Source organism: Agromyces sp. NPDC057679 (assembly GCF_042799635.1).
Taxonomy (GTDB): domain Bacteria; phylum Actinomycetota; class Actinomycetes; order Actinomycetales; family Microbacteriaceae; genus Agromyces.
This window is the reverse complement of sequence record NZ_JBHVIK010000002.1, coordinates 268,935-293,063: the sequence shown is the minus strand read 5'-3', so window position 1 is coordinate 293,063 and position 24,129 is coordinate 268,935. Positions and strand designations below refer to the sequence as shown.

Genomic DNA, 24,129 nt, shown 5'->3' with positions numbered 1-24,129 from the left:
CCGACCGCGCGTCGGCCGAGGCATCCATGCGTAGGAATAGACGTGCGCGGCACGGCGTTCCGGTTTCACGTGGAACGCTTCGGAACGCTCTCATTCGGACACTACGGACCCCTCGGCGGCGGGCGCGAGCTCTCGGCGGCCGACTCGATGCTGCAGGCGATCGACCTCGCCCAGGGCATGGATGAGCTGGGCGTCAACGGCGTCTACTTCCGCGTGCACCACTTCGCGCGCCAGCAGGCCTCGCCGATGCCGCTGCTCGCGGCGATCGCCGCGCGCACCGAGCGCATCGAGATGGGCACGGGCGTCGTCGACATGCGGTACGAGAACCCGCTGCACCTCGCCGAGGACGCCGCAGCCGTCGACCTCATCTCGGGCGGGCGACTCGCCCTCGGCGTGAGCCGCGGATCACCCGAGTCGGTCGTGCGCGGCTACGAGGCCTTCGGCTACACCGGCTCGCAGGACCCGCGCGGCGCCGACCTCGCGCGCGAGCACTTCGCGCGGTTCCTCGAGGCGATCGAGGGCAAGGGCATGGCCGAGCTGGATGCCTCGTCGCCGTTCGGCGGGCGCGGCATGCAGCGCATCGAGCCCTACTCGCCGGGCCTGCGCTCGCGCATCTGGTGGGGCGCCGGCAACCGCGATTCGGCCGAGTGGGCCGGCCGCGCGGGCGTCAACCTCATGTCGTCGACGCTGCTCACCGAAGACCGGGGGCTGCCGTTCGACGAGCTGCAGGCGCAGCAGATCCGGGCGTTCCGCGACGCATGGCGCGAGGCGGGGCATCCCGGCGAACCGCGCACCTCGGTGAGCCGCTCGATCTTCCCGATCACGACCGCCGAGGACGAGCTCTACTTCGGCGGCCGGCAGGACGGCGACGGGGTCGGCATGATCGACGGCATCCGCTCGACGTTCGGCAAGACCTACGCGGCCGCGCCCGACAAGCTCGTCGAGCAACTGCTGCGCGACGCCGCGATCCGCGAGGCCGACACGCTCATGCTGACCATCCCGAGCCAGCTCGGCGTCGAGTTCAACCTGCGGCTCGTCGCCGCGTTCGCCGAGCACGTCGCGCCGAGCCTCGGCTGGCGGCCGACGACCGCGTCGGCCGGCTGAGCGGTCGCCAGGTCGAGCGACGGCGACTCGCCTAGTCGAGCTCGATCGCGACGACGGTCGTGCGCACGACCCCCGACGGCATCGGGATCTCGTACCGGACAGGCATGCCGGGGTGTTCGAGCGCGAACCAGAACCGAGAGACGTTCTGCGGGTTCTCCCCGTGCTCGACCTCGAACAGCACGCACTCGACGTGACCGATGGGCAGTTCGAGCACCTCGGCCCCGCGCGTCGTGTGCTCGGCGGGGAACGCCGCGTGCTCCTGCAGCTCGAGCCACGTCACCCGCTCGCTCGTCACCGGCCCATCGACGGCGCCGTCGCCGTCGAGCCGCCACTGCGACAGCGTGGCACCCTCGTCGTCGAGCTCGGTGAAGCGGTTCACGCGCTCGAAGCGCTCGCCGTCGGGGAGCTCGACGACGAGCCTGACGGTCTTGCCCGAGCCGCTCGCCTCCCGGATCTCCGCCGCGGTGAAGGGCGTCGGCAGCAGCCCCGGCCCGAGCAGGTGCGGGTCGTCGCTCGGGAATCCCGTCGCGGCTTCGTCGTCGCTCATGGCGCCAGTCTGGGGCATCCGCGTCGACTTGGAAACCTTCTCGGGCGATTCAATGCGTTCTCATACGTTCGTACGCCATGCTCGAACTCCGACGACCCCACGCCCCGAGCAGGAGCCGCATGCAGAAGCGCACGAAGATCATCACCGCCTCGATTCTCGCGGGGGTGCTCACCCTCGGCGCGACCGCCGCGATCGCCGGCCCCGTCATCTACCGCGACCTCGTCGTCGGCGAGGCCGACGCCGCCCCGAGCGTCACCGTCGCCCCCACCGAGACGGCGGATGCCTCGGGCGCGCCCGCCGACCTCAGCGGCGCGTGGGTCGTGGCCGACGGCTCCTTCGCGGGGTACCGCGTCGACGAGGTGCTGAACGGCACCGACGTGACCGTGACCGGTCGCACCGAGGAGGTGACCGGCGACCTCGCGGTCGACGGGCTCACGCTCACCGCGGCCTCGTTCACGGTCGACGTGGCCTCGATCGCGACCGACTCGGGCAACCGCGACGACTACTTCCGCTCGACCGCGATGCGCGCCGACGAGTTCCCGACGGCGGGCTTCGTGCTCACCGAACCGATCACGGTGGCGACGGCCCCGGCCGCCGGCGAGGTGCAGCAGGTCACGGCGACGGGCGAGCTCACCCTCGCGGGCGTGACGCGGCCCGTCACCGTCGAGCTCGAGGCGGTGCTGAACGGCGCCGGCGGCCAGGTGGCCGGCAGCATCCCGATCACCTTCGCCGACTTCGCGGTCGAGGCGCCCGACCTCGGCTTCGTCTCGGTGGAGCCCGACGGCTTCGTCGAGTTCTCGCTCGAGCTCGAGCGCGGCTGACCGGGCCGACTCCCCGGTGAACGACGGATGCCTCCCCGCGGGTTCGCGGGGAGGCATCCGTCAGTGCTCGGCGAGACTCAGCCGACGCCCTCGAGCGCGTCGGTCTCGGTGTTGCCGATGGCCGCGATCACCGCGGGGCGGTGCTTCGCGAGGTGCAGGTACCAGGCGAGCGCCGCGACCATCGTGATGAGGAACAGGTACGGGATGACGTTCAGCGGCCAGGCGGGCACCGGCCAGACGTTCGCGAAGAACACGTAGGCCATCGCGCCGACCGACACGACCGCGCAGAACCAGACGAGGCCGTTGCGCATCTTCTCGCGGCGCGTGTAGGCGACGCACGCGATCGCGACGAGCGCGTAGGCGACCATGTAGCCGTAGGTGCCGTAGGTGTCGACCCACACGACGATGTCCATCGGGTTCACGCCGATGCCGAGGAGCACGAGGTCGAGGGCGATCGCGGCGGGGCCGGCGACGAGCAGCACGCGGTGCGGCGTGAGGTGGCGATCGTGGGTGCGGCCGAAGCGCTCGGGCACGACGCCCTCCTTGCCCATCACGTAGACGATGCGGCCGACGACGTTGAGCGGGGCCACGACGACGGCGAAGAACGAGGCGCCGACGCCGAAGGTGAGGACGGGCGCGAACCAGGCCGGCATGCCGATCTGCGTCGCGATGGCCTCGAGCGGGCTCGCGACGGTCGCGAGGTCCTCGCCGAGGATCGCGATCTGCGTGTACGCCGAGAATACGTAGAGGATGCCGACGGTGACCGCGCTCCACATGATCGCGCGCGGGATCGCGGTGTACGGGTTCTTCGCCTCACGGCCGAGCGCATCGGCCGAGGAGAAGCCGACGAAGCCGAGGATGCCGAGCACCATTCCCGCGGCGACCCCCTGGAACGGCACTCCCTCGAGCGAGAACTGCGCCGGGTCCCATGCCGCCGGGCCGGCCCAGACGAGGGCGAGCACGAGCAGGACGAGGATGATCGTGACCGAGACGAGCTCGAGCACGAGCGAGACGCGCGCCGAGAGCCGGATGCCCCGGATGGTGAACAGCGTCGCGAGGCCGCCGAGCACCACGGCGAGCGCCATCGACCAGCCGACGCCCTCGGCCGGGATGCCGATCAGCACGAGGAACTGGTTCATGTACGAGACCGCGCCGCCGAGCGAGCCGGCCGCGATGCCCCAGCAGCCGACGAGCAGGGCGATGCCGGCGAGGTACGCGCCGAACGGGCCGAGCCCCTTCGCGACGTAGGTGTAGAGCGAGCCCGCCGAGGCGTGGCGCTTCGCGAACACCGCGACGCAGTAGCCGACGGCGAGGATCACGAGGGTCGCGAGCACGAACGAGAGCATCGTGCCGTTGCCGGCGCCGAGGTAGATGCCGGCGGCCGTGAACGCGATGACGGCGCTCGGCGCGATGTTCGCGATGGCCTGCGCGGCCAGCTCGGGGCCGCTCATGACGCCGCGGCGCAGGCCGGCGTCGACGGGGGCCTGCGCGGGGGCGCCGGCCTGGGTGGGGACGGTCATGTCGAACTCTCCAATGAGTCGGTGGGTCGGATGGGTCTGCCGGGGGCGGCGGGGATGGCGGGCTACGGGATGAGCAGCGTCCGCAGCGCTTCGCCCGATTCGAGGTCTTCGAACGCCTCGGCCGCCTCGGCGAGGGGCCGACGGGCGGAGATGAGCGGGTCGAGCTTCAGCTGGCCGTCCATGTAGCGGTCGACGAGCGCGGGGATGTCGATCGAGGGGCGGACCGAACCGTAGTTCGAGCCGAGGATTCGCTGGTCGGCCTCGGCGAGCACGAGCGGCTCGAAGGAGGCCTTCGCGCCGGTCGGGGGCAACCCGACGATCACGGCGGCGCCGCCGAGGCCGAGCATGCGGATCGCCTGCTCGGTCGTCACGGTGCGGCCGATCGCGTCGAAGGCGTAGTCGACGCCGTCGGGGATGAGTTCGAACAGCTGCTCGACCGCGTCGCCCTGCGAGGCGTCGATGCGGTCGGTGGCGCCGAACTGGAGGGCGAGCTTCGTCTTCTCGGGCAGCACGTCGATCGCGATGATTCGCTCGGCGCCCGCGAGCTTGGCGCCCTGCACGACGTTCAGGCCGACGCCGCCGCACCCGATCACGACGACGGTCGAGCCCGGCTCGACGGCGGCGGTGTTGAGCACCGCGCCGACACCGGTGGCGACGGCGCAGCCGACGACCGCGATCACGTCGAGGGGGGCGTCGTCGCGCACCTTGACCGCGCCCGACGCGGGCACGACGACCTCTTCGGCGAAGGACGAGACGCCGAGGTAGTGGTGCACCGGCTCGCCGTCCTGCTCGAGGCGCGAGGTGCCGTCGAAGAGCACGCCCTTCGGTGCGACGACCGTGGCGACCTTCTGGCAACGGGCCTCGTGACCCGAGAGGCAGTAGCGGCACTCGCCGCACGGCGGCACCCAGCTGAGCACGACGTGGTCGCCGACGGCGAGCGACGTGACGCCCTCGCCGAGCTCGACGACCACGCCCGAGCCCTCGTGACCCATGACGAGCGGTGCCGGGGCGTCCCATTCCCCTCGCTTCACGTGCAGGTCGGAGTGGCAGACGCCGGCCGCGGCGATCTTGACGCGCACCTCGCCGGCCTTGGGGGCGGCGAGGTCGACGTCGGCGACCTCGATCGGCGTCTCCGGCTGCCGGAAGACGATGGCTTTCATTGATGCTCCCTTGGATCTGTTGCTGGGCATGCCGATGCTAGGCAGACCGACGCCGGTTCGGCACTGCGAGAAAGTGTGGATCGATCCGCCCCGGTTCGACATCTCTTACAATTTCTGCATGGCCCGTCGACTCGATTCCCTGGCCTCGACGCTCGGCGCCGCGGTGCTGCCGGGCCGCGTCGAGCCGTCGAGACCCGTCGACTCGGTGGTGGCGCTCGACGACTTCTCGGTCGCGGTCCACCCGTCCTTCGCCACCCTCGTCATCGGCGAGCGCGACGAACTGCTCGAGGCGCTCGCCGCCGGAGACGCGCGCGCCCGCGCCCTCGCCGACGCCGTGCTCGTGACCGGGGCCGACGACCCCGCGCTCCGCACCGTGCTGGCCGACGCCGGCGTCACCGCACTCGTCGGCGCGCCCGACCGCGGGTCCGCGATCCTCCCGACGCTCGTCGCCCTCCTCGCGGCCGACCAGGCCGCCGAGGACCGCCTCGTGACGAACGGCACGAAAGTGCTCACGCAGGTCGCCCGCCGCGGCGGCGCGAAGGCGGTCATCGCCGAGCTCGCCCACCGCATCGACGGCTGGGCGGTGCTGCTCGACGCGTACGGCCAGGTCATCACGACCGCGGGCGCCGGCGGGCTGCACGTGCAGGACGCGGTCGCCGTCGCCTTCAATCGTCCGGTGCGCGTGCGGCACCCCGGACTGCAGGTGCATCCCGTCGGCCCCGGCGAAGACCTCACCGCCATCCTCGTGATCGCCTCGCGCGAGAGCTCGACGAGCCGGGCGCGCGACCTCGCCTCGCAGGCCGCCGCGCTCCTCGACCTCGTGCTGCGCACGCACGACCACACCGGCACCGAGCGCCTCGGCCGCGCGGTCATGGTCGACACCCTGCTCGCGGGCGGCGCCGAGGCATCCGCACTGCTGCGCCGGTGGGGCGTGCGCGAACGCAGCCTCACCGCGTTCGCCCTCTCGAGCCGTTCGAAGGGCGTCGACCTCGAACGGCTCGTCACGCGCTGGCTCGACGAGCTCGGCGCGGTGCACGTCGTGACCGAGGCGCACGACCGCGTGCTGGGGTTCCTGCGCGACGACCAGGTCGACGCCTTCGCGCGCAAGGCCATGGAGTTCGCGCTCGACGGGAGCGCGGTGCTCCGCCTCGGGCTGGGCTCCTCGGCGCCCGGCGACGCCCTCGCCCGCAGTGCGTCCGAGGCGCGTCAGGCGCACGACTCCGCCGTCGCCGACGCCAGAACGGTCGTGCGGTACCGGGCGCTGCCGACGGTCGCCCTCGTGCTCGAACGGCTCGACGCCGACGCCACGGCGGGCATCGCCGATCTGCTCGACCCGTTGCGCGGCGCCGACGGCGCGCACGGCGAGCTCCTGCAGACCCTGCGCGTCTACCTCGTCGAGCACGGGGCGCTCGGCGCCACCGCGTCGACGCTCGGCGTGCACCGGCAGACGCTCGCCTCGCGCCTCCACCGCGTCGAGGAGCTCACCGGACTCTCGCTTTCCGACCCCGACGACCGCACCGCCGCGTGGCTCGCGCTCCGCGCGCTCGAACGCTGAGGCGAGCCCGACGCACCGCGGTGCTCACCGCCCGTCGAGCACCCGTCCGACGAACTCCGCCGCCCCCGCCTGGTCGTCGAGCCACGGCAGGTGCCCGCCGTCGACCAGCTGCACCTCGGAGCCCGCGATCAGCGAGGTGAGTCGTCGAGCCGAGCGCTCGCCCCCGAACGTGTCGCCTCGGCCCCAGAAGAAGTGCATCGGGACGGCGGCGGCGGCGAGCTGCGCCGGGCGCAGCGCATCGCGGGGGCGGATGCGGGCGAAGAGGCCCTGGTCGTTCGCCCGCGTCGGCGTGAGCGTCATGAGCGCCGTGTACCAGCGCAGGAACGAGGCGAGCGCCGGACGGGACATCGCCTCGCGGTCGTGACCCATCACGGTGAAGTTGCGCAGGCTCGACTCCGCCGTCCACGTGCCGAGCCTGCGGAGCAGCGAGTTCACCCCGGGGATCATGGACGGCACGAACGCGGGCGGCACCCGCGACCCGGGCGAGGGCGCCGGGCACCCGAAGTGCAGGTAGCGCGCCACGACGCCGGGATGCGCGAGCTCGTGGGCGAGCGAGAGGTAGGAGCCGAACGAGTTCGCCACGACGGCGATCGGCGGTTCGGGCAGATCGGCGAGCACGTCGGCGAGCAGCCCGGCCCCGTGCTCCCTGACGCTCAGGCTGGCCCGCGCCGGCTCGCTGAGCCCGCAGCCGGGCCGCTCGATCACGACGCACCGGAACCCGGCGAGCCGCCCGACGAGCGGCGCCCAGCAGGCCGCGGCGCTCGGGCCCCCGTGCAGGAACAGCAGCGTCGGCCCCTCGCCGAGCTCGAGCAGTCGCACCCGGGATCGGAGCGTCGGCAGTTCGGCCCAATGTACGTCGGGCTCGCGCCCCGCATGGTCGAGCCAGAGGCGCCGCTCGGCCTCGAGGTAGCGCTCCCGTGCCTGCTGCGCCGATGGTGTCGCCGAGGTGGTCACGTCCGCTCCGTCCCGGTGCGCTCGACCCGTTGCCCAGTGCGCTCAGGGTACTGCTCCATCGCCCGCGGCGATACGGGCGAGATCGTGCGCCGCCATCGGCGCGATTCTGTCTCGCGGGAAGAACTCGGGCCCTCGTCGGGTTGAGGTGGGCAGACGACCGTGAAGGAGACCATATGCCGCTCGAGGGCGAGTACGCACCCAGCACCTCCGACTGGGCCCGCAAGCAGGCCGAGAAGTACGAGGCATCCGACGGCGCCGCGGCGAACACGCTGCGCGGCCGTCCGATCATCGTGCTCACGACCCGCGGCGCGAAGAGCGGCAAGCTCCGCAAGACGGCGCTCATGCGGGTCGAACACGACGGCGAGTACGCCGTCGTCGCCTCGAAGGGCGGTTCGCCCGAACAGCCCAAGTGGTACTGGAACCTCAAGGCGCACCCCGCGGTCGAGCTGCAGGACGGCGACGAGAAGCACGACTACGTCGCCCGCGAGGTCGACGGCGAGGAGCGCGACGCGTGGTGGGCGCGCGCCAATGAGACCTGGCCCGACTACGCGAACTACCAGACGAAGACCGACCGGCGGATCCCGGTCTTCGTGCTCACGCGCGTCGTGCTCTGAGGCGCGGCCTCACAGCCCGCGCATCGTGAACACCCCGGCGAGCATCGCTCGCATCGGGGGCACCGCGAGCAGGCGCACGGCGGCGTTCCGCAGGGCGAGACGGATGCCGCGTGCCGGAGCCCCCATCGCCATGTTGAACCGCGCCCGGCGGCAGGCCCGCATCGCCGCTCGCCGTCGCTGCCGCTCGTAGCGCGCCAGCGGGGCTGCGAGGTCCGCCCCGGCCGATGACGCGAGCGCGCCCGGCAACGCCTCGGCGAGCGCGAGCGCGTCGAGGAACCCGAGCGTCATGCCCTGCCCACCGATCGGGCTCACCTCGTGGGCGGAGTCGCCGGCGAGCACGACCCGGCCGGCGACGAGGCGCTCGGCGACGTGCTGGCTCGCGAGGAACTCGCTGGGCTCGGGCACGCCGTCGAGCCGCACCCCGACCCGCTCGGCAACGATCGCCGTGAACCCGGCGGCGTCGAGCGCCTCGCCGGGATCCCGGTCGGCGAGGTGCACCACCCAGCGCCGACCGCCCGGCAGGGGCAGCGCCTCCACCACTCCGCCCGCCTCGAAGTGCAGCCGGGCGATGCCGTCGCCCGGCCCGGTGAGATCGGCCATCGCGTAGCGCGCGACCCCGGGCCGACGCCGCCACGCGATGCCGAGCCGCGTGCGCAGCCGGCTGCGGACCCCGTCGGCGACGATCGCGGCGCGCGCGACGAGCTCGTCGCCGTCGGCGAACCGCAGCCGAACCCCGTCCGAGCCCTGCGCGAGGTCGACGACCTCGATCCCGCGGCGGAGCGCGGTCGGCGCGAGCTCGCCGAGGCGCCGCTCGAGCGCGGCCTCGACCAGGTGCTGCGGCACCGACAGCACCGCGGACGCCTCGTCGAACCGCAGCCGCCCGAGCCGACGCCCGGCGACGCCGACCTCGCCGCCGGTGATGCGCGTGCCGACCCGTTCGAGCTCGGCGAGCACCCCCGCCTCGCGCAGCGCCCGCACCCCCGGCGCGTGCACGCCGATCGCCTTCGGCCGCGTCGCCCGCTCACGGCGGCGTTCGAGCACGACGACGTCGACGCCGCCATCGGCGAGGAGCACCGCGGAAAGGAGCCCGACCGGCCCGCCGCCGACCACAGCGACCTCGTGCGTCACCCGCGGGCCCGCCCCGCGGCATCCGCCTGCCAGACCACCTCGAGCCGTGACGGCGTCGCCCGCCGCACGCGCCAGCCCGGCGGCAGCGCCGCTTCGAGCTCGGCCGCGGTGTGGCTGCGCCGGATCGACGCGAGCCCGTCGGCGCGGATGAACGACCCGGAGAGCAGGTTCGCCGCGAACGGCCAGGTGCCGGCCGCGAAGGCCGCGTAGGCGAGGCGGCTGCGCTCGATGTCGCCGTGCACCACCGTGCCGCCGAGCTCGGCGAGCCGCTCGGAGTCGGCGAGCAGCGCGCCGAACTCGCGTCCGTCGAGATGGTGCAGCACGTGGTTCGACATGACGAGGTCGAAGTGGCGATCGGCACGGGCCAGCTCGGAGGTCGTCGCGGCCGACAGCTCGAGCCCCGGCACCGGGTCGCGTTCGAGGGCGGCACGCGCAGCGGTGAGCGCGCGGGGGTCGGGATCGATCGCCGTGACCTCGAGCCGCAGCCCCTCGGCGGCGGCGCGCCGCAGCCACCGCCGCGGCAGGTCGGCCCCGCCCGTGCCGACGTCGAGCAGCCGGGTCGTCCACACCGGCGAGAGCCGCGGGCGGATCCACCGCCGGTACACCGAGCCCGCACCCGAGACGACCCCGTTGACGAGCCGGAACTGCTCGTAGGTGCGCGCGAGCGTCGCGGCGTCGCACGCGGGGTCGTCCATGAGCTCGCGCAGCGCGACGTCGCGCGTGCCGAGCGAGCGCCAGACCCCCACGTGTCAGCCCATCACCGTGAGCAGCGCCGACTCGACGGTGAGGCCCGGGCCGAACGCCATCGCCGCGACCCGGTCGCCCGGCGCGGCGCTCCCGTCGAGGATGCGTCGCAGCACGAACAGCACGGTCGCGCTCGACATGTTGCCGTAGTCGCGCAGGGTGTCGCGCGCGGGCACGAGCTGCGCCTCGCTGAGGGCGAGGCGGGTCTCGACCTTGTCGAGGATGCTGCGGCCGCCCGGGTGGATCGCCCAGTGCTCGACGGCCCCGCTCGCGGCATCCGTCGCGAGCGCCTCGGCGAGGGCCGGGTCGTGGGCGAAGAGCGGTTCGAGCGCGCCGGTGATGTGCTCGTCGATGATCGCGGGCACCGCGTTCGACAGCACCATCTCGAAGCCGTGGTCGCCGATCTTCCACGCCATGTCGCCTTCTCCGGTCGGCGTGATGCGGGTGGCGAAGCGGTCGAGCGCGAACGCTCGCTCGCCGAGCTCGGGTGCGCGCGCGGTGACGACGGCCGCCCCGGCCCCGTCGGCGAAGAGCGACGACGCGACGATCGTGTCGGGGTCGTTCGACGAGCGGAGGTGCAGCGTGCAGAGCTCGACCGAGACGACGAGCACGACCGCCGAGGCATCCGCCTCGCAGAGCTGGGCGGCGAGTCGCAGCGCGGGGATCGACGCGTAGCACCCCATGAAGCCGAGGTGGTAGCGCTGCACCCCCTCGTCGAGGCCGAGCTCGCGGGCGATCATGAAGTCGGGACCCGGCGCGTAGAAGCCGGTGCAGCTCACGGTGATCACGTGCGTGACGTCGGCGGCCTCGATCCTCGGCGTCGCGGCGACCGCGGCGCGCCCCGCCTCGACGTAGAGTCCGGTCGCGTGCTCGGCGTAGAGCTCGTTGCGGGCCTTCGTGCCCGGCAGCAGCAACTCGCCGGAGTCGATGTCGAAGAACACCGGATCGTCGGGGTGGGCGTCGCGACTCAGCTCGTCGAGCACCGTGTACCGGGTCTCGATGCCCGAGACGTCGAAACTCGTCTGGATGATGCGCTGGCCGAGCCGGTTCAGACCGGGCTGCGACGCGAAGACGTCCCTGACCTCCGGTTGGACGAGCACGGTCGGCGGCACGACGGTCGAAAGTCCCCTGAGCGCGACGGTCATGCCCCATCGTAGGGTCGCGGGCGGCATCCGGGGCAAGGGGTTTCGTCGTGTTCCGCGATGGCCGCCGCCATCGTGGCGCCCCGCACGCGGTCTACCCCCACCGGGGCCCGCCGCCGTATCATGCAGTCAGATTCGTCGCGGTCACCGAGGAGGCTGACGTGCTGATCCAGGAATTCGATCTCCCGTCCGATCCCCGGCTGCTGCCGCGGAAGGGCCGCGAGGAGCTCGGGAAGTCGGCCCGCTCGGCCAGGCCGCTCGAGGACCACGCCGCGCTCGGCCCGGGCGCGCGCGACCCGATCGACACGCTCGAGCGTCAGGCGCTCTCACGGGTGCCGGGGCTCGTCGGCCTCCGCTACGCGCGCATGGCGACCTCGCCCTTCGCCTTCTACCGCGGTGCGGCCGCGATCATGGCCGACGACCTGCGCGAGCTGCCGGACTCCGGCGTGCAGACCCAGCTCTGCGGCGACGCGCACCTCTCGAACGTCGGCTTCTACGCCTCCCCCGAGCGCGCCCTGGTCGTCGACCTCAACGACTTCGACGAGACCGCGCCCGGACCGTTCGAATGGGACGTGAAGCGCATGGCGGCGAGCTTCGAGATCGCCGCCCGCGCGCGCGGCTTCGACGACCGCGAACGCATCGCGATCGTCGAGCGGGTCGGCCGCGCCTATGCCGCCGCGATGGACACGGCGGCGCGGACCCCCACCCTCGAGCTGTTCACCGCGCGACTCGACATCGACGCCGTCATGGCCGACATCGGCAGCGAGCTGCCCGAGAAGGTGTCCGAGCGCGCCGAGGAGGCCGTCACGAAGACGTACCGCCGCGACAGCCGCCAGGCTGCCGAGAAGCTCGCGGTGCGCGACGACGACGGCGTCCTGCGGTTCCGGTCCGATCCGCCGCTGCTCACCCCGCTCCGGGATCTGGCCGAGCGCGGCGGGTTGTCGTACGAGGCGGCCCAGGCGCGGCTGTTCGGCGTCCTCGAGCAGTACCGCGCGTCGCTCGCGCCCGAGCGGCGACGCCTGCTCGAGCGCTACCGCATGGTCGACGCGGCGATGAAGGTGGTGGGCGTCGGCAGCGTGGGCACCCGGGCCTGGGTCGTGCTCCTCCAGGGCGACGCCAAGCGCGACGTCCTCGTCCTGCAGGCGAAGGAGGCGCAGCAGTCGGTCATCGAGGCCCCCGATCGCCCGAGCGAGTACGAGCACCAGGGGCAGCGGGTGGTGCACGGCCAGCGCGTGATGCAGACGCTCAGCGACATCCTCCTCGGCTGGACGAGCGGCGAAGGTCTGGACGGCATCACGAGGGACGTGTACGTGCGCCAGTTCCGCGACTGGAAGGGCTCGGCCGAGCCCGAGCGCATGGAGCCGTCGACGATGCGCCTGTACGCGCAGTACTGCGGCATCGTGCTCGCCCGGGCGCACGCGCGGGGCGGCGACCCGGCGACGATCTCGGGATACCTCGGCGGCGGCAAGACCTTCGCCCGGGCACTCGTCGGGTTCGCGACCGCCTACGCAGATCGGACCGAAGCCGACCACGCCGCGCTCCTCGCGGCGATCGCGAGCGGCCGGCTGGAGGCCGCGGCCCTGTGACGCAGCGGCGGGTGCGGCCGCGCGTCGTGGTCGCACCCTCCGAGAACGACGGATGCCTCGGGCGAGGGCCGCCCGAGGCATCCGTGCTGTGCGTTTCGCGCGTCAGGCGAGCAGCTTCGCCTTCGCCGCAGCGAACTCCTCGGGCGAGAGGATGCCCTGCTGCTGGAGGGCCGCGAGCTTCTGCAGCTCGGCGACCACATCGACGCCGCCGGCTGCCGGCGCAGCCGCCTGCTGAGCTGCGGCCTGCTGGGCGGCGGCCTGCTGCGCGAAGGCCTGCTGCTGCTCGTACTGCTGCTGCTGCTCGTACGCCTGCGCGTCGTACTTCTGCTGCGCGCGGTCGTTCTGACGACGTGCGACGTTGCCGGAGACCGCGGTCGCGGTGCCCGCGACGACCGCGGTGCGTGCGGCCATTCCGATGAGGCCCGGACGGCCCATACGACCCAGAGGCATGATCAGTTCTCCTCACCGCTCGCGCTGGCGAGCAACTCGTTCACGACCGGGGCGGGGATCCGCTCGGTCGACAGCACCACGCCGCCGCCCTCGGCGAAGCGCGATGCGAGCTTCTTCGCCCAGAGCAGCTCGAACGCGGCCAGTGCCGCCGAGGTGCCCGGAGGAATCAGCTCCGCGAAGTCGTCGACGTCCTCGGCGCCGACGAGGCCCGACTGCTCGAGCTCGAGCACGCCGAAGCCGTACGACTCGCCCTCGTCCTCGATCTCGACGATGCGCACCGCACCGTCGGGCTCGCGCGACACGATCACGAGGTCGAGCAGGCGGACCTCGCCGCCCTCGACCAACTCCTCGAGCGCCTCGACCGTACCCGGGTCGAGCCGGTCCCCCTCGAATCCCACCAGATACAGCTCCACCGGGCCGTACTCGAACTCCGCCATGATTCCCCTTGGGCTCGAACGATGCCGGTCGGCGGTCGCCGACCACATCCGAAGACTAACCCCGCCCGTCGGTGCCGCGCCAGAGAGCGTCGCTCCGCTGCCCGCGAACTGGGGCCGCGACGACGAACCCGGCCACGCGATCCTTCCGTCGCCGCCCTCGTCCCGATAGCGTCGGAAGCGTGCGGAACGTACCGCGCAGAGCACGAGGGGAAGCTCCACATGTCCAAGGAATTCACGGGGACGGTCAAGCTCGACGTCCGCGACTCGGTCGCCGACTGGGCGCCGTACGAGACACCGAAGGCGCCGGAGGGAGCGCCGAACATCCTCGTGATCCTCTACGACGACACCGGGCAGGCCTCGTGGTCGCCCTACGGCGGCCGCATCGACATGCCGACGATGGACCGCCTCGCGCAGAACGGCCTCACCTACACGCAGTGGCACACGACCGCCCTGTGCTCGCCGACGCGTTCGACCTTCCTCACGGGGCGCAACCACCACGCCAACGGCATGGGCAACATCATGGAGGGCACGAACGGCTTCCCGGGCCTCTCGGGGCACATCCCCGCCGAGTGCGCCACGATCGGGCAGGTGCTGCAGCAGAACGGCTACTCGACGTTCTGGGTCGGCAAGAACCACAACGTCCCCGAAGAGGATGTCTCGGCCGGCGGCTCGAAGGCGCAGTGGCCGCTCGCGATGGGCTTCGACCGCTTCTACGGCTTCCTCGGCGGCGAGACGAACAACTGGTACCCCGACCTCACCGAGGACAACCGCTTCATCGAGCAGCCGTACTCGCCCGAGGAGGGCTACCACCTCTCGAAGGACCTCGCCGACCAGGCGATCCGCATGATCCGCGACCAGAAGGCGTCGAACCCGTCGAAGCCCTGGTACACGTGGTTCTGCCCGGGCGCGAACCACGCGCCGCACCACGCTCCGGCGGAGTACATCGCCAAGTACCAGGGCAAGTTCGACGACGGCTACGACGCCTACCGCACGTGGGTGCTCGAGCGCATGATCGAGCGCGGGGTGCTGCCGGCCGACACCGACCTCACGCCGTTCAACCCGCTGCCCGAGGACCAGGCGAACGCGGCCGACTACGTGAAGCCGTGGGACTCGCTCTCCGACGACGAGAAGCGCCTGTTCAGCCGCATGGCCGAGGTCTTCGCCGGCTTCAGCGAGTACACCGACGCCCAGATCGGTCGCATCGTCGACTACCTCGAGGCCTCGGGCCAGCTCGAGAACACGCTCATCTTCTACTGCGCCGACAACGGCGCGTCGGGCGAGGGCTCGCCCGACGGCTCGGTCAACGAGAACAAGTTCTTCAACGGGTTCCCCGACGACCTCGCCGAGAACCTCGCGAAGATCGACGTGCTCGGCGGCCCCGAGACGTACAACCACTACCCCACGGGGTGGGCGGCCGCGTTCTCGACCCCGTATCAGATGTTCAAGCGCTACTCGCAGTTCGCCGGCGGCACGTGCGACCCGATGGTGATCCACTGGCCCGCAGGCATCTCGGCCAAGGGCGAGATCCGCAACCAGTACCACCACTCGACCGACATCGTCGCGACGATCCTCGATGTCATCGGCATCGAGTTCCCCGACGAGTTCCGCGGCGTGAAGCAGCGGCCCCTCGACGGCGTCTCGATGAAGTACTCCTTCGACGCCGCCCCCGACGGGCCGACCGAGAAGCAGGTGCAGTACTACGCGATGCTCGGCACGCGCGGCATCTGGAAGGACGGCTGGAAGGCCGCCGCGATCCACGCCCCGCTGACCGGCCACGGCCGCTTCGACGAGGACCGCTGGGAGCTCTACCACGTCGAGGTCGACCGTTCGGAGTCGAAGGACCTCGCGGCCGAGCACCCCGAGAAGCTCAAGGAGCTCGTCGACGCCTGGTTCGACGAGGCGGAGAAGAACCACGTGCTGCCGCTCGACGACCGCTCGGCCCGCGACCAGCTCACCATCGAGCGACCGCAGTCGGAGCCGCCTCGCACCCGCTACGTCTACTACCCCGACACGGGCGCGGTGGCCGAGTCGGTCGCCGTGAACGTGCGCGGCCGCTCGTTCAAGATCATCGCCGATGTCGTGCTCGAGGAGGGCGCACAGGGCGTGCTGTTCGCGCACGGCTCCCGATTCGGCGGCCACTCGCTGTTCATCAAGGACGGCCGGCTCAACTACGTCTACAACTTCCTCGGCATCCCGCCCGAGCAGTCGTACGCGTCGGAGGCGCTCGAGCCGGGCAAGCACGCACTCGGCATGGAGTTCATCCGCGAGGGCGCCGGCGAGCACGGCGAGTCCGTCGGCACCTGCAGGCTCTACGTCGACGACCGGGTCGTCGCCGAGGGCCCGATGCGGGCGCAGATCGGCAAGTTCACCCTGTGCGGCGACGGACTGTGCGTCGGCTACGACAGCGGCGACGCCGTGAGCAGCCAGTACGCCGATTCGTTCCCGTTCTCGGGCGGCAAGCTGCTGGGCGTCGCGGTCGACGTGAGCGAGGAGCAGTACCTCGACCTCGAGCTCGAGGCGCTCGCGGCGCTGGCACGCGAGTAGCGGGCACTTCCGCGAAGACGGATGCCCCGGTGGGGGTTCCCACCGGGGCATCCGTCGTGTCGCCGGCCCGTCGCCTCGGACCGTTCACTCGCCGGTCGGTTCGTCGTCGGCGCGGGTTGCGGCCGACGCGTGCTTCTTCTCCTCACGGCGCTGCATGCGCTCGAGCTTCGCCTCGGCGTCGAGCTGGGTCATCTCGCGCTTCGCGTCGTCGACCTCGCCGAGTGCCGGAAGCACCCAGGCGACCGAGGGGTTGGAGTCGACGAGCAGCATGCGCACGAGCAGCGTGAGCGGCACGGCGAGGATCGCCCCCATCGGCCCGAGCACGACGGCCCAGACGAGCACCGAGATGAAGGTGAGCGACTGGCTGAGCGAGACCGCGTTGCCGACGATCCTCGGCTGGATGATCGACTGGATCACCGCGTTGATGAGGCCGTACACGACGAGGACGGCGACGACCGTCGGCCAGCCGCCGACGAGCGCACCGAAGACGAGCGGCGGGATGAGCGCGATGAAGTACCCGATGTTCGGGATGAAGCTGCAGAGGAACGAGAGCATGCCCCAGAGGGCGGCGCCGGGGATGCCGAGCAGCGCGAGCGCGATCCAGTTGATGAGGCCCTGGGCGATTCCGAGCCCCGTCGTCGCGACCATGTAGCGGCGCACGCCGTCGGCGAACCGCAGGAGCCCCGTCGCGACCTCGGGTCGCTTGCGCCCGATGCCCACGACCACCGTGGGCACGTACGACGAGTCGAACGTGATCAGGATGAGCATCGTCAGGAGGATCACGGCGAAGGAGATGAAGCCCGCGGCGCCGCCGAGCAGGCTCGACACCACGCTGCCGATCGCCCCGACGATCTTGCCCGGGTCGAACGAGCTCATGAGCGCGTTCACCTGCTCCTGGCCGACGCCGAGGCTCTCGAGCCACTGCGCGGCAGTCGCCGCCCACGTCTCGAACTCGGGCGCGTACTCGGGGAGCAGGGTCGCGAACTGCGCGAACGAGATGACCAGGGCGAACACGAAGCCGCCGAGCAGCAGCACGACCGTGAGCAGCACGATGAGCGTGGAGATCCCGCGGGGCACGCCGCGCCGCTCGAGCCCGCGGCGCACGGGGTGCACGCAGATGACGAGCACGAGCGCGAGGAACGTCGACGAGAAGACGTCGCGCATCGCCGCGATGCCGAACAACGTGACCACCAGGCCGGCGAGCCCGAGCAGCAGGAAGGCGTTCCGGTGCGGGATCACCGCGCTCACGGCCGGGCGCTCGGGCTTCGGCGGAGGCGGCGCATCGTCATGCTTCTTCTTCCACCACATCGCGGACCTCCCCGGTTGGGCTTCCAGTATCGGGGACCGGGTGGCCCCCGTCATCCTTCTTCTCGCGTGAATCGCGAGCCGGCAGGCTGCCCTCGCTCTCGCCGGTGAGCCGCCTGAGCGCGACCGCTCCGGAGTCGGGCTCGAGCAGCAGCGCCCGGACGAGCAGCGAGAGCGGCACCGACAGGACGGCGCCGAGCGGCCCGATCACGAACGCCCAGAAGACGACGGAGAAGAAGGTGAGCGTGAGGCTGAGCCCGACCGCGTCGCTCACGAACTTGGGCTGCACGAGCACCTGCAGCACGACGTTGATGACGCAGTAGATCGCGATCACGGCCAGCATGAGCGGCCAGCCGCCGACCACGAGCGCCAGGATCGCCGGCGGGATGAGCCCGATGACGAACCCGATGTTCGGGATGAAGTTGGTGACGAAGGCGAGGATGGCCCACACGATCGGGATCGGCACGCCGACGGCCCAGAGCAGCAGGCCGTCGAGCACCGCGACGATCGCGCCGAAGGTCGCGTTCACGACGTAGTAGCGCCGCACGCCGGTGAAGTACCGGCGCGCGATGCCGTCGGCCGACGGGCTGCCGAAGATCCGGGCGGATGCCGCGGCCGCGGCCGCGCGGAAGCGGGCGCCGTCGACCGTCATGAAGATCACGTAGGTGAGCACGAAGAAGAACGCGGTCGCGAAGCCGAGCACCTGGTCGGCGATGCCGAGCGCCGCCGATCCGATCGTGGCCGGGTCGAGCCATCCGGTCGCCGTCTCGGCCGACGGCGCCGCGAAGCCGAGGCCCTGCAACCAGCCGATCACCCCGTCGGCCGTCGACCCCAGCTCCTCCGCCAGCTCGGGCAGCATGGCGACGAACTGCCCGACCGCGTAGACGAGGAGGAACGCGAGGACCGCGAGGATGAGGTAGGCGACCACGATCACGGCGGTCGAGGCGAGCCAGACCGGCCATCCCCGACGTTCGAGCGGGAACCGCACCGGGTACGCGATGATCACGACCACGGCGGCGAGGGCCGCCGTCGCGAGGAGGTCGCGGGCCAGCCACACGCCCCCGAAGAACACCACCGCGGCGGCGAGCGCGACGAGCATCCGGCTGCCGTGCCGGTACGCCTCCCCCGCCGCGCCCCTGACGGTCGTCGTGCCCTGTTCAGCCACTCAGAAGCTCCCGATCCCCTTGCCGACCATGACCACGCCGATCACGAGGAGCAGCACGGCCATCACGGTCGCGTTGTTGTGCACGAGCCAGCCGCGGAGCGACTCGAGCGGTCCGGCCATCCGCTTCGATGCGAGCAGGTACCCGATCACCGGGATCGCGACCGAGCAGGCGGCGATGAGCACGAAGACGACGACCGCGACCGTCTGGTCGCCGACGGCGAGGCCCGCCGAGCCGATCACGACGCCCGCGCCGGCGGCCATGAGCAGGTTCTTCGGGTTGACCGCGGAGAGCAGGAAGCCCAGCCCGAGGGCCTTGCCGGCCGTCATCCGGTCGATCGCGGACATCCACTTCGGCAGCTCGGGCTCCTCCCCCGGCGCGGGGCGCGAACGCCACTGCTTCAGGGCGAGGAACAGCAGGCCGAGCCCGAGCAGGATCTTGATGACGCCGGAGATCGGCTTCGAGGCATCCGGATCGCTCTCGGGGATGATCGAGGCGAGCAGCGTGAACAGCACGACCGCGACGATGATGCCGAACACCCAGCCGAGCAGGAAGCCGACGCTCGTGCCCTTCGCCTTCGGCGAGAGCAGCATGAGGATGGCCGCGATGATCGGGATCGGGCTGATCGCGACCCCGAGTGCGAGGGGGAGGATGTCTCCGATGACGGGACCCATGCGCGCCCCCTACGCCTTCACCGGTTCGGGTACGACGGCCGTCGAGACGCGGGCGATCTGCGCGGCGAGCTCCTCCGGGCTCCGACTCCCGGCGGCGGGCTCGACCCCGGCCGTTGCCGTCCTCGAATCGGTCATGCGTCCCCCTTCACGAGTGCGGCGATCGCCGCACGATTGGTCTCGAACGTGGCATGTGCGCCCAGCAGCCCGAGCTCGACGAGCCGCTCGCGGGCATCGGGCCGCACCCGGCTGAACGAGAGGTCGATCTTCTCGCGCTCCAGCCAGACGAGCAACGCCTCGAACGCCTCGGCGCCGGTCACGTCGATGTCGGTGACCGCCTCCATGTCGATCACGAGCTGGCGCACCGGTCCGTTGCCCGCCTCGTTCGCGCGCCGCACCGCCTTCTTCACGGCGTCGGCGAACACCGAGCCGTTGGCGAAGAACAGCGGCGCCGCGAGGCGGATGACGATGACGCCGGGAGCGGTCACGTCGCCCTTCGGCGCACCCTCCAACAGTGAGTCGCCCGGTTCGCCGCTCGCCTCGAGCACGTCGATCGCGGGGTTCGCCGCACGCTTCGCGAGGTTGATGAGGGCGAGCACGAACGCGACCACGATGCCGGGGATCGACCCGACGAGGAGGGTCACGAGGAAGCACACCGCACCGACCGCGAACTCGAAGCGGTCCACCTTCCAGAGCGCCGCGAAGTCCTTGATGCCGAGCAGCGGCAGGATCGCGACGCCGACGATCGCGCCGATCGCCGGGGAGGGGATGTCGGCGAGGAGCGCCGTCCCGAAGAGGAGCAGGAGAAGCGTTCCCGCCGCGAGCACGAGGGAGGGCAGCTGCGTGCGCGAGCCCGCCTGGTCCATGGCGGCGGTGCGCGAGGTCGACGAGCCGACGGCGAAGCTGCCGGAGGCGCCAGCGGCGATGTTGCCGAGGCCGAAGGCGAAGAGGTCGCGGTTGGGGCTCGTGGGGTACCCGTGCTTCTCGCCGTACGAACGGGAGACGAGCAGGCCCTCGGCGGTGGTCACGAGGGTCAGCGCGATCGCCGACGGGATGAGCGCGAGCCACATCCGCCAGTCGATGATCGGCCAGGTGAGCGCGGGCGGGCCGGCCGGCACCTCGCCGAGTACGTCGACCCCGGCGTCGGCGAGCTGCGCCACGACGACGAGGACCGTCGCGGCGACGAGCACGACGAGCGCCCAGGGAACCTGCCCGAGGAACCGCTTGCCGAGCAGCAGCACGGCGACCGAGCCGGCCGAGATCGCGATCGACCAGGGGTTCGCGGTGCCGAGGCCGGTCACGAGCCCGACGACCTTGTCGACGAACTCGCCGCCCGAGTCGATCTTCACCCCGAGCATCTTCGCGACCTGGCTGACGAGGATGTCGAGGGCGAGGCCGCCGACGAAGCCGACGAGGATCGGCTTCGAGAGGAAGTTCGCGAGGAAGCCCAGCTTGAACACCGCGAGCAGCAGGAACATGACGCCGCAGATGATCGCCTGGGCGAGCGCGAGCGTCGCGTAGTCGGCGCTGCCCGCCGCCGCGAGCCCGCCGATCGAGCTCGCGACGAGCGCGGCGGCGGCCGCGTCGGGCGAGGCAACGAGCTGCCGGCTCGAGACGGCGAGCGCGTAGACGATCGTCGGCACGATGAGCGCGTAGAGGCCCGCGGTCGGCGGCAGCCCGGCGATCTGCGCGTACCCGATGTTCAACGGGATCGCGATCGCGAGCAGCGTCACGCCCGCGGTGAGTTCGCGGACGAGGTTGCGTCGGGTCAGCCCGGCGAGCGGTTTCTGCATCGGCTTCCTTCGCGTCCTCGGTGATTCCGTCGTCGGTGATTCCGTCGTCGTCACGACCGGGCCGGCTCGGTCGGCGACGCCGGGGTCGTGGGCGGGGCCGGTGCGGGTGCGGCGATCTCGAGCGCCGGGGCCCTGGTCACCATCAGCCAGATGGGCAGGATGACGACGCACATGACCGGCAGCACGAGGGGGTCGCCGACCACGATCGCGGCCACGAAGAGGGCGATCCATCCGTCGCGCGTGGAGACGAGCACGGTGCCGAGCACGCCGCAGGCGACCGCCAGCGAGATCGGCATGCCCGGGATCACGGCGTATCCGAGGAGTCCGATCGCGACGCCGATGAACACCATCGGGAAGATGCGTCCGCCTCGGAACCCGGCGCTCGCGGCGACGAGCAGGGCGATGAGCTTGATCCCGGCGAACGCCGCGAGCTGCAGCGCCGTGTACTCGTCGGGGTCGGCGAGGAGCTCACCCGTCTCCTCCAGGCCCTTGAACATCGTGATCGGCCCGCCGATCGCGCCGAGGATGCCGAGCACCAGGCCGCCGAGCGTGGTGAAGACGAGCGGATTCCGCATCGAGTGGAAGGCGCGGTGCACGTAGGGGAACGCCCACGCGATCGCGATCGCGGCGAGCGCCGCGACCCCGGCGACGAGCGCGCCCGTGAGCAGGTCGATGCCGCCGACCTCCGTCATCGGCTCGACCGAGAACGAGATCGTGGGTGCACCGAGGAGGTGCATGGTGATCGCGCCCGCGCCCGCGGAGGCGAGCGGCAGGAACATGCGGTCCCAGAGGGAGCCGCCGCCCTTGATCGCGGCGAGCGTGCCGGTGAAGGCGAGGGCGGCGCCCACCGGGGTGCCGAAGAGCGCGCCGAGCGTGCCCGAGGCCGCGAGCAGCACGGCGAGGTTCGGCGGCACCGCCTTCGACATGCGGGCGAAGAGGGCGACGGTGAGTGCGCCGTTGATCGCCATGATCGGGTTCTCGGGGCCGAGGCTCACACCGCCGGCGAGACCGAGCACGACCGCGATGAGCAGGCTCGGCAGCGCGACCAGCGGCGGCGGCGGGCCCTCGAGCCCACCGACGGCCGAGTCGTTGCCGGCGTGACCGGGCATCAGCCAGACCACGAGGCCGACGGCCGCGCCGATGACGGTCATCGTGAGGATGATCCACCACGGCGTCGAGCCGGTCGCCCCGACCAGGCCGGGGAGAGTCGTCCAGAGCTGGTCCTGCAGCCAGCCGGCCCCGACGTCGAGCAGCCACAGCACGAGCGCCGAGCCCGCACCGACCGCGACGGCGGGGATCGAGAGGACGACGAGCTGCTTCACGGTGGGCCCGTCGGCGGTCAGAGGCATCCTGGTTCCTTCCTCAGAGTTCCAGCGGCGGCGTCAGCGGTGCGGACGGCACGTCGCTCGTGACGACGGCCGCGATCCCGCGGGCGGCGAGCGTCGCCGACACCGCGTCGACGACCGCATCGGTCACGGCGATGCCGTGCAGCGGGTGGTGCCAGAAGCGCACCCGGTAGACCGCGCGGTCTGCGGCGAGCGTGATCGGGCGGAGCTGGATCGTCTCGCGATGATGCACGCCCTCGGCGCCGTTCACGGCCTCGACCACGAGCGCCCGGACCTCGTCGGCACCGTCGCCCGCCCCGCCTGCCGCGACCCGCACCTCGACCTCGCCGCGCCGTGCGCCGTGGGTCGAGTTGTTGACGAGCCGCTCCTGCAGGAGCTGGGAGTTCGGCACGTGCACCGTGCGCCCGTCGACCGTGCGGATGACGACGGCTCGGCCGTTGAGCTCGGTGACGACCCCGACGAAGTCGCCCGACTCGATCTCGTCGCCGAGCGAGATGGGATGCCGCGTCTGCAGCACCACGCTCGCGGCGAAGTTGTCGGCGATGCCGCGGAGCACGAGCACGAGCACGACCGCGACGATGAGCGCGATCGCGAGCACCGGTTGCACGGAGGCGCCGAGGAAGCTCAGGGAGATGCCGATGCCGAGCAGCCAGATCGAGTAGACCGCGATCCGCTCGGCCAGCCGCTGCACGCCGACGGTGAGGTTCGGCAGGCGCGAGAGTCCGGCACGCACGCCCTTGCGGGCGAGCGTGGCCAGCAGCCAGCTCGCGAGCAGCGTGACGACGATCCCCGCGATGCTCCAGCCGTTGATCTGCAACGACGCCCAGACTTCCGCCATGCGCACCTCCCCGTCGCGAGGCTATCGCGCTGCGGGGTACGGGCGCCTGACCCGCACCGGGCGATTTCCGCGCGGTTCGCCGGATCGACGCGCGGAATTGCCCCCGAATGGGCGCGCTCTCACGCTAGGGTCATGCTCAGGACCGTCTTCGGTCGGGGGGCATGGGGAGCTCGATCTCTCTCGCGACTCCTCTGCAGGGGGCGTCTCGGTGCAGCACTCCTGCGGCGCCCCCTCGTATCGAAGAAAGGCTCGTAATGAGTTTCTGGGAGAGTTTCTGGGACCTGATCTGGTGGTTCCTCTGGGCGTTCGCGTTCATCGCCTACCTCTTCGCCCTGTTCGCGATCATCGGCGACCTGTTCCGCGACCAGAAGCTGAACGGCTGGTGGAAGGCGGTGTGGATCATCTTCCTGATCTTCGTGCCGTTCATCACCGCGCTGGTCTACCTGATCGCCCGCGGCAAGGGCATGGCCGAGCGTTCGGCCCGTGACGCCAAGGCGGCGCAGGCTGCGACCGACGCGTACATCCGTCAGACGGCCGGCGCTGCGGCGAGCCCGTCCGACGAGATCGCCAAGGCCAAGGCGCTCCTCGACTCCGGCTCGATCAACCAGCAGGAGTACGAGGCGCTGAAGGCGAAGGCGCTCGCGCACAGCGCCTGATCCCCGCTTCACACGAAGGGCCGGATGCCAGTGGCATCCGGCCCTTCGTCG

Annotated in this window: 23 protein-coding genes; 7 read left to right on the top strand and 16 right to left on the bottom strand. The window is 71.8% G+C overall.

Annotated elements, in window-relative coordinates:
- Positions 1–69 precede the first annotated feature (69 nt).
- Positions 70–1,104, top strand: coding sequence for an LLM class flavin-dependent oxidoreductase (locus ACFVAJ_RS08285; RefSeq protein WP_376942986.1), 1,035 nt, complete (start codon positions 70–72; stop codon positions 1,102–1,104).
- A gap of 31 nt (positions 1,105–1,135) precedes the next feature.
- Here the strand turns inward: ACFVAJ_RS08285 and ACFVAJ_RS08280 are convergent, their stop codons facing one another.
- On the bottom strand, positions 1,136–1,651 hold the full coding sequence (locus ACFVAJ_RS08280; RefSeq protein ID WP_376942984.1) for a hypothetical protein: 516 nt from the start codon (positions 1,649–1,651) through the stop codon (positions 1,136–1,138).
- A gap of 119 nt (positions 1,652–1,770) precedes the next feature.
- On the opposite strand from ACFVAJ_RS08280, the gene ACFVAJ_RS08275 reads away from it, so the two are divergent.
- A complete protein-coding gene (locus ACFVAJ_RS08275) occupies positions 1,771–2,472 on the top strand; it encodes a YceI family protein (protein ID WP_376942983.1) in 702 nt (233 codons plus the stop codon).
- 77 nt (positions 2,473–2,549) lie between these two features.
- Here ACFVAJ_RS08275 and ACFVAJ_RS08270 read toward each other — a convergent pair whose 3' ends face one another.
- Together ACFVAJ_RS08270 and ACFVAJ_RS08265 are read right to left on the bottom strand one after the other, a co-directional pair.
- Entirely contained in the window at positions 2,550–3,923 is a 1,374-nt protein-coding gene (locus ACFVAJ_RS08270; RefSeq protein WP_376944607.1) for an APC family permease, read from the bottom strand.
- A 131-nt stretch (positions 3,924–4,054) separates the two neighbouring features.
- A complete protein-coding gene (locus ACFVAJ_RS08265) occupies positions 4,055–5,152 on the bottom strand; it encodes an alcohol dehydrogenase catalytic domain-containing protein (RefSeq protein ID WP_376942981.1) in 1,098 nt (365 codons plus the stop codon).
- Positions 5,153–5,270: 118 nt separating this feature from the next.
- On the opposite strand from ACFVAJ_RS08265, the gene ACFVAJ_RS08260 reads away from it, so the two are divergent.
- Positions 5,271–6,707 (top strand): PucR family transcriptional regulator, encoded by a 1,437-nt coding sequence (locus tag ACFVAJ_RS08260; RefSeq protein ID WP_376942979.1) that lies wholly within the window; start codon positions 5,271–5,273, stop codon positions 6,705–6,707.
- 24 nt (positions 6,708–6,731) lie between these two features.
- Here the strand turns inward: ACFVAJ_RS08260 and ACFVAJ_RS08255 are convergent, their stop codons facing one another.
- On the bottom strand, positions 6,732–7,661 hold the full coding sequence (locus ACFVAJ_RS08255; protein WP_376942978.1) for an alpha/beta fold hydrolase: 930 nt from the start codon (positions 7,659–7,661) through the stop codon (positions 6,732–6,734).
- Between the two features lie 173 nt (positions 7,662–7,834).
- On the opposite strand from ACFVAJ_RS08255, the gene ACFVAJ_RS08250 reads away from it, so the two are divergent.
- Positions 7,835–8,275, top strand: coding sequence for a nitroreductase family deazaflavin-dependent oxidoreductase (locus ACFVAJ_RS08250; protein ID WP_376942976.1), 441 nt, complete (start codon positions 7,835–7,837; stop codon positions 8,273–8,275).
- A gap of 9 nt (positions 8,276–8,284) precedes the next feature.
- Here the strand turns inward: ACFVAJ_RS08250 and ACFVAJ_RS08245 are convergent, their stop codons facing one another.
- The 3 genes from ACFVAJ_RS08245 to ACFVAJ_RS08235 are packed head-to-tail and all read right to left on the bottom strand — an operon-like array spanning position 8,285 to position 11,292.
- The gene (locus tag ACFVAJ_RS08245; protein WP_376942974.1) at positions 8,285–9,403 is read right to left on the bottom strand and encodes an FAD-dependent oxidoreductase; all 1,119 of its coding nucleotides are present in this window, start codon (positions 9,401–9,403) and stop codon (positions 8,285–8,287) included.
- Complete coding sequence (locus tag ACFVAJ_RS08240; RefSeq protein WP_376942972.1) at positions 9,400–10,149, bottom strand: methyltransferase domain-containing protein; 750 nt, start codon at positions 10,147–10,149, stop codon at positions 9,400–9,402. Before ACFVAJ_RS08240 ends, ACFVAJ_RS08245 begins: the two co-directional genes overlap by 4 nt.
- Positions 10,150–10,152: 3 nt before the next feature.
- Positions 10,153–11,292, bottom strand: a complete 1,140-nt coding sequence (locus ACFVAJ_RS08235) for a type III polyketide synthase (RefSeq protein ID WP_376942970.1) — start codon at positions 11,290–11,292, stop codon at positions 10,153–10,155.
- Positions 11,293–11,450: 158 nt separating this feature from the next.
- Between ACFVAJ_RS08235 and ACFVAJ_RS08230 the strand changes: the two genes are divergently transcribed.
- A complete protein-coding gene (locus ACFVAJ_RS08230; protein ID WP_376942968.1) occupies positions 11,451–12,875 on the top strand; it encodes a DUF2252 domain-containing protein in 1,425 nt (474 codons plus the stop codon).
- A 102-nt stretch (positions 12,876–12,977) separates the two neighbouring features.
- On the opposite strand, the gene ACFVAJ_RS08225 is transcribed toward ACFVAJ_RS08230, so the two are convergent.
- Both ACFVAJ_RS08225 and ACFVAJ_RS08220 read right to left on the bottom strand, forming a co-directional pair.
- Positions 12,978–13,325: an SHOCT domain-containing protein gene (locus ACFVAJ_RS08225; RefSeq protein WP_376942966.1), complete on the bottom strand. Its 348-nt coding sequence runs from the start codon at positions 13,323–13,325 to the stop codon at positions 12,978–12,980.
- Positions 13,326–13,327: 2 nt separating this feature from the next.
- On the bottom strand, positions 13,328–13,762 hold the full coding sequence (locus ACFVAJ_RS08220; RefSeq protein ID WP_376942964.1) for a DUF6325 family protein: 435 nt from the start codon (positions 13,760–13,762) through the stop codon (positions 13,328–13,330).
- Positions 13,763–13,981: 219 nt separating this feature from the next.
- Between ACFVAJ_RS08220 and ACFVAJ_RS08215 the strand changes: the two genes are divergently transcribed.
- On the top strand, positions 13,982–16,306 hold the full coding sequence (locus tag ACFVAJ_RS08215; protein WP_376942962.1) for an arylsulfatase: 2,325 nt from the start codon (positions 13,982–13,984) through the stop codon (positions 16,304–16,306).
- 84 nt (positions 16,307–16,390) lie between these two features.
- On the opposite strand, the gene ACFVAJ_RS08210 is transcribed toward ACFVAJ_RS08215, so the two are convergent.
- Genes ACFVAJ_RS08210 through ACFVAJ_RS08180 form a run of 7 tightly spaced genes read right to left on the bottom strand, consistent with a single transcriptional unit; the run spans position 16,391 to position 23,422 of the window.
- Positions 16,391–17,614, bottom strand: coding sequence for an AI-2E family transporter (locus ACFVAJ_RS08210; protein ID WP_376942960.1), 1,224 nt, complete (start codon positions 17,612–17,614; stop codon positions 16,391–16,393).
- A complete protein-coding gene (locus ACFVAJ_RS08205; protein ID WP_376942958.1) occupies positions 17,592–18,776 on the bottom strand; it encodes an AI-2E family transporter in 1,185 nt (394 codons plus the stop codon). Before ACFVAJ_RS08205 ends, ACFVAJ_RS08210 begins: the two co-directional genes overlap by 23 nt.
- The gene (locus tag ACFVAJ_RS08200; protein ID WP_376942957.1) at positions 18,777–19,448 is read right to left on the bottom strand and encodes a GAP family protein; all 672 of its coding nucleotides are present in this window, start codon (positions 19,446–19,448) and stop codon (positions 18,777–18,779) included.
- A 9-nt stretch (positions 19,449–19,457) separates the two neighbouring features.
- On the bottom strand, positions 19,458–19,583 hold the full coding sequence (locus ACFVAJ_RS08195) for a hypothetical protein (protein WP_376942955.1): 126 nt from the start codon (positions 19,581–19,583) through the stop codon (positions 19,458–19,460).
- The gene (locus tag ACFVAJ_RS08190; protein ID WP_376942953.1) at positions 19,580–21,238 is read right to left on the bottom strand and encodes a SulP family inorganic anion transporter; all 1,659 of its coding nucleotides are present in this window, start codon (positions 21,236–21,238) and stop codon (positions 19,580–19,582) included. The genes ACFVAJ_RS08195 and ACFVAJ_RS08190 overlap by 4 nt, the downstream gene beginning before the upstream one ends.
- A 50-nt stretch (positions 21,239–21,288) precedes the next feature.
- Positions 21,289–22,587, bottom strand: a complete 1,299-nt coding sequence (locus ACFVAJ_RS08185; protein WP_376942951.1) for an ion channel protein — start codon at positions 22,585–22,587, stop codon at positions 21,289–21,291.
- Between the two features lie 13 nt (positions 22,588–22,600).
- On the bottom strand, positions 22,601–23,422 hold the full coding sequence (locus ACFVAJ_RS08180; RefSeq protein ID WP_376942949.1) for a mechanosensitive ion channel family protein: 822 nt from the start codon (positions 23,420–23,422) through the stop codon (positions 22,601–22,603).
- A 254-nt stretch (positions 23,423–23,676) separates the two neighbouring features.
- Here ACFVAJ_RS08180 and ACFVAJ_RS08175 point away from each other — a divergent pair, with 254 nt between their 5' ends.
- A complete protein-coding gene (locus tag ACFVAJ_RS08175) occupies positions 23,677–24,078 on the top strand; it encodes an SHOCT domain-containing protein (protein ID WP_376942947.1) in 402 nt (133 codons plus the stop codon).
- Positions 24,079–24,129: the final 51 nt, after the last annotated feature.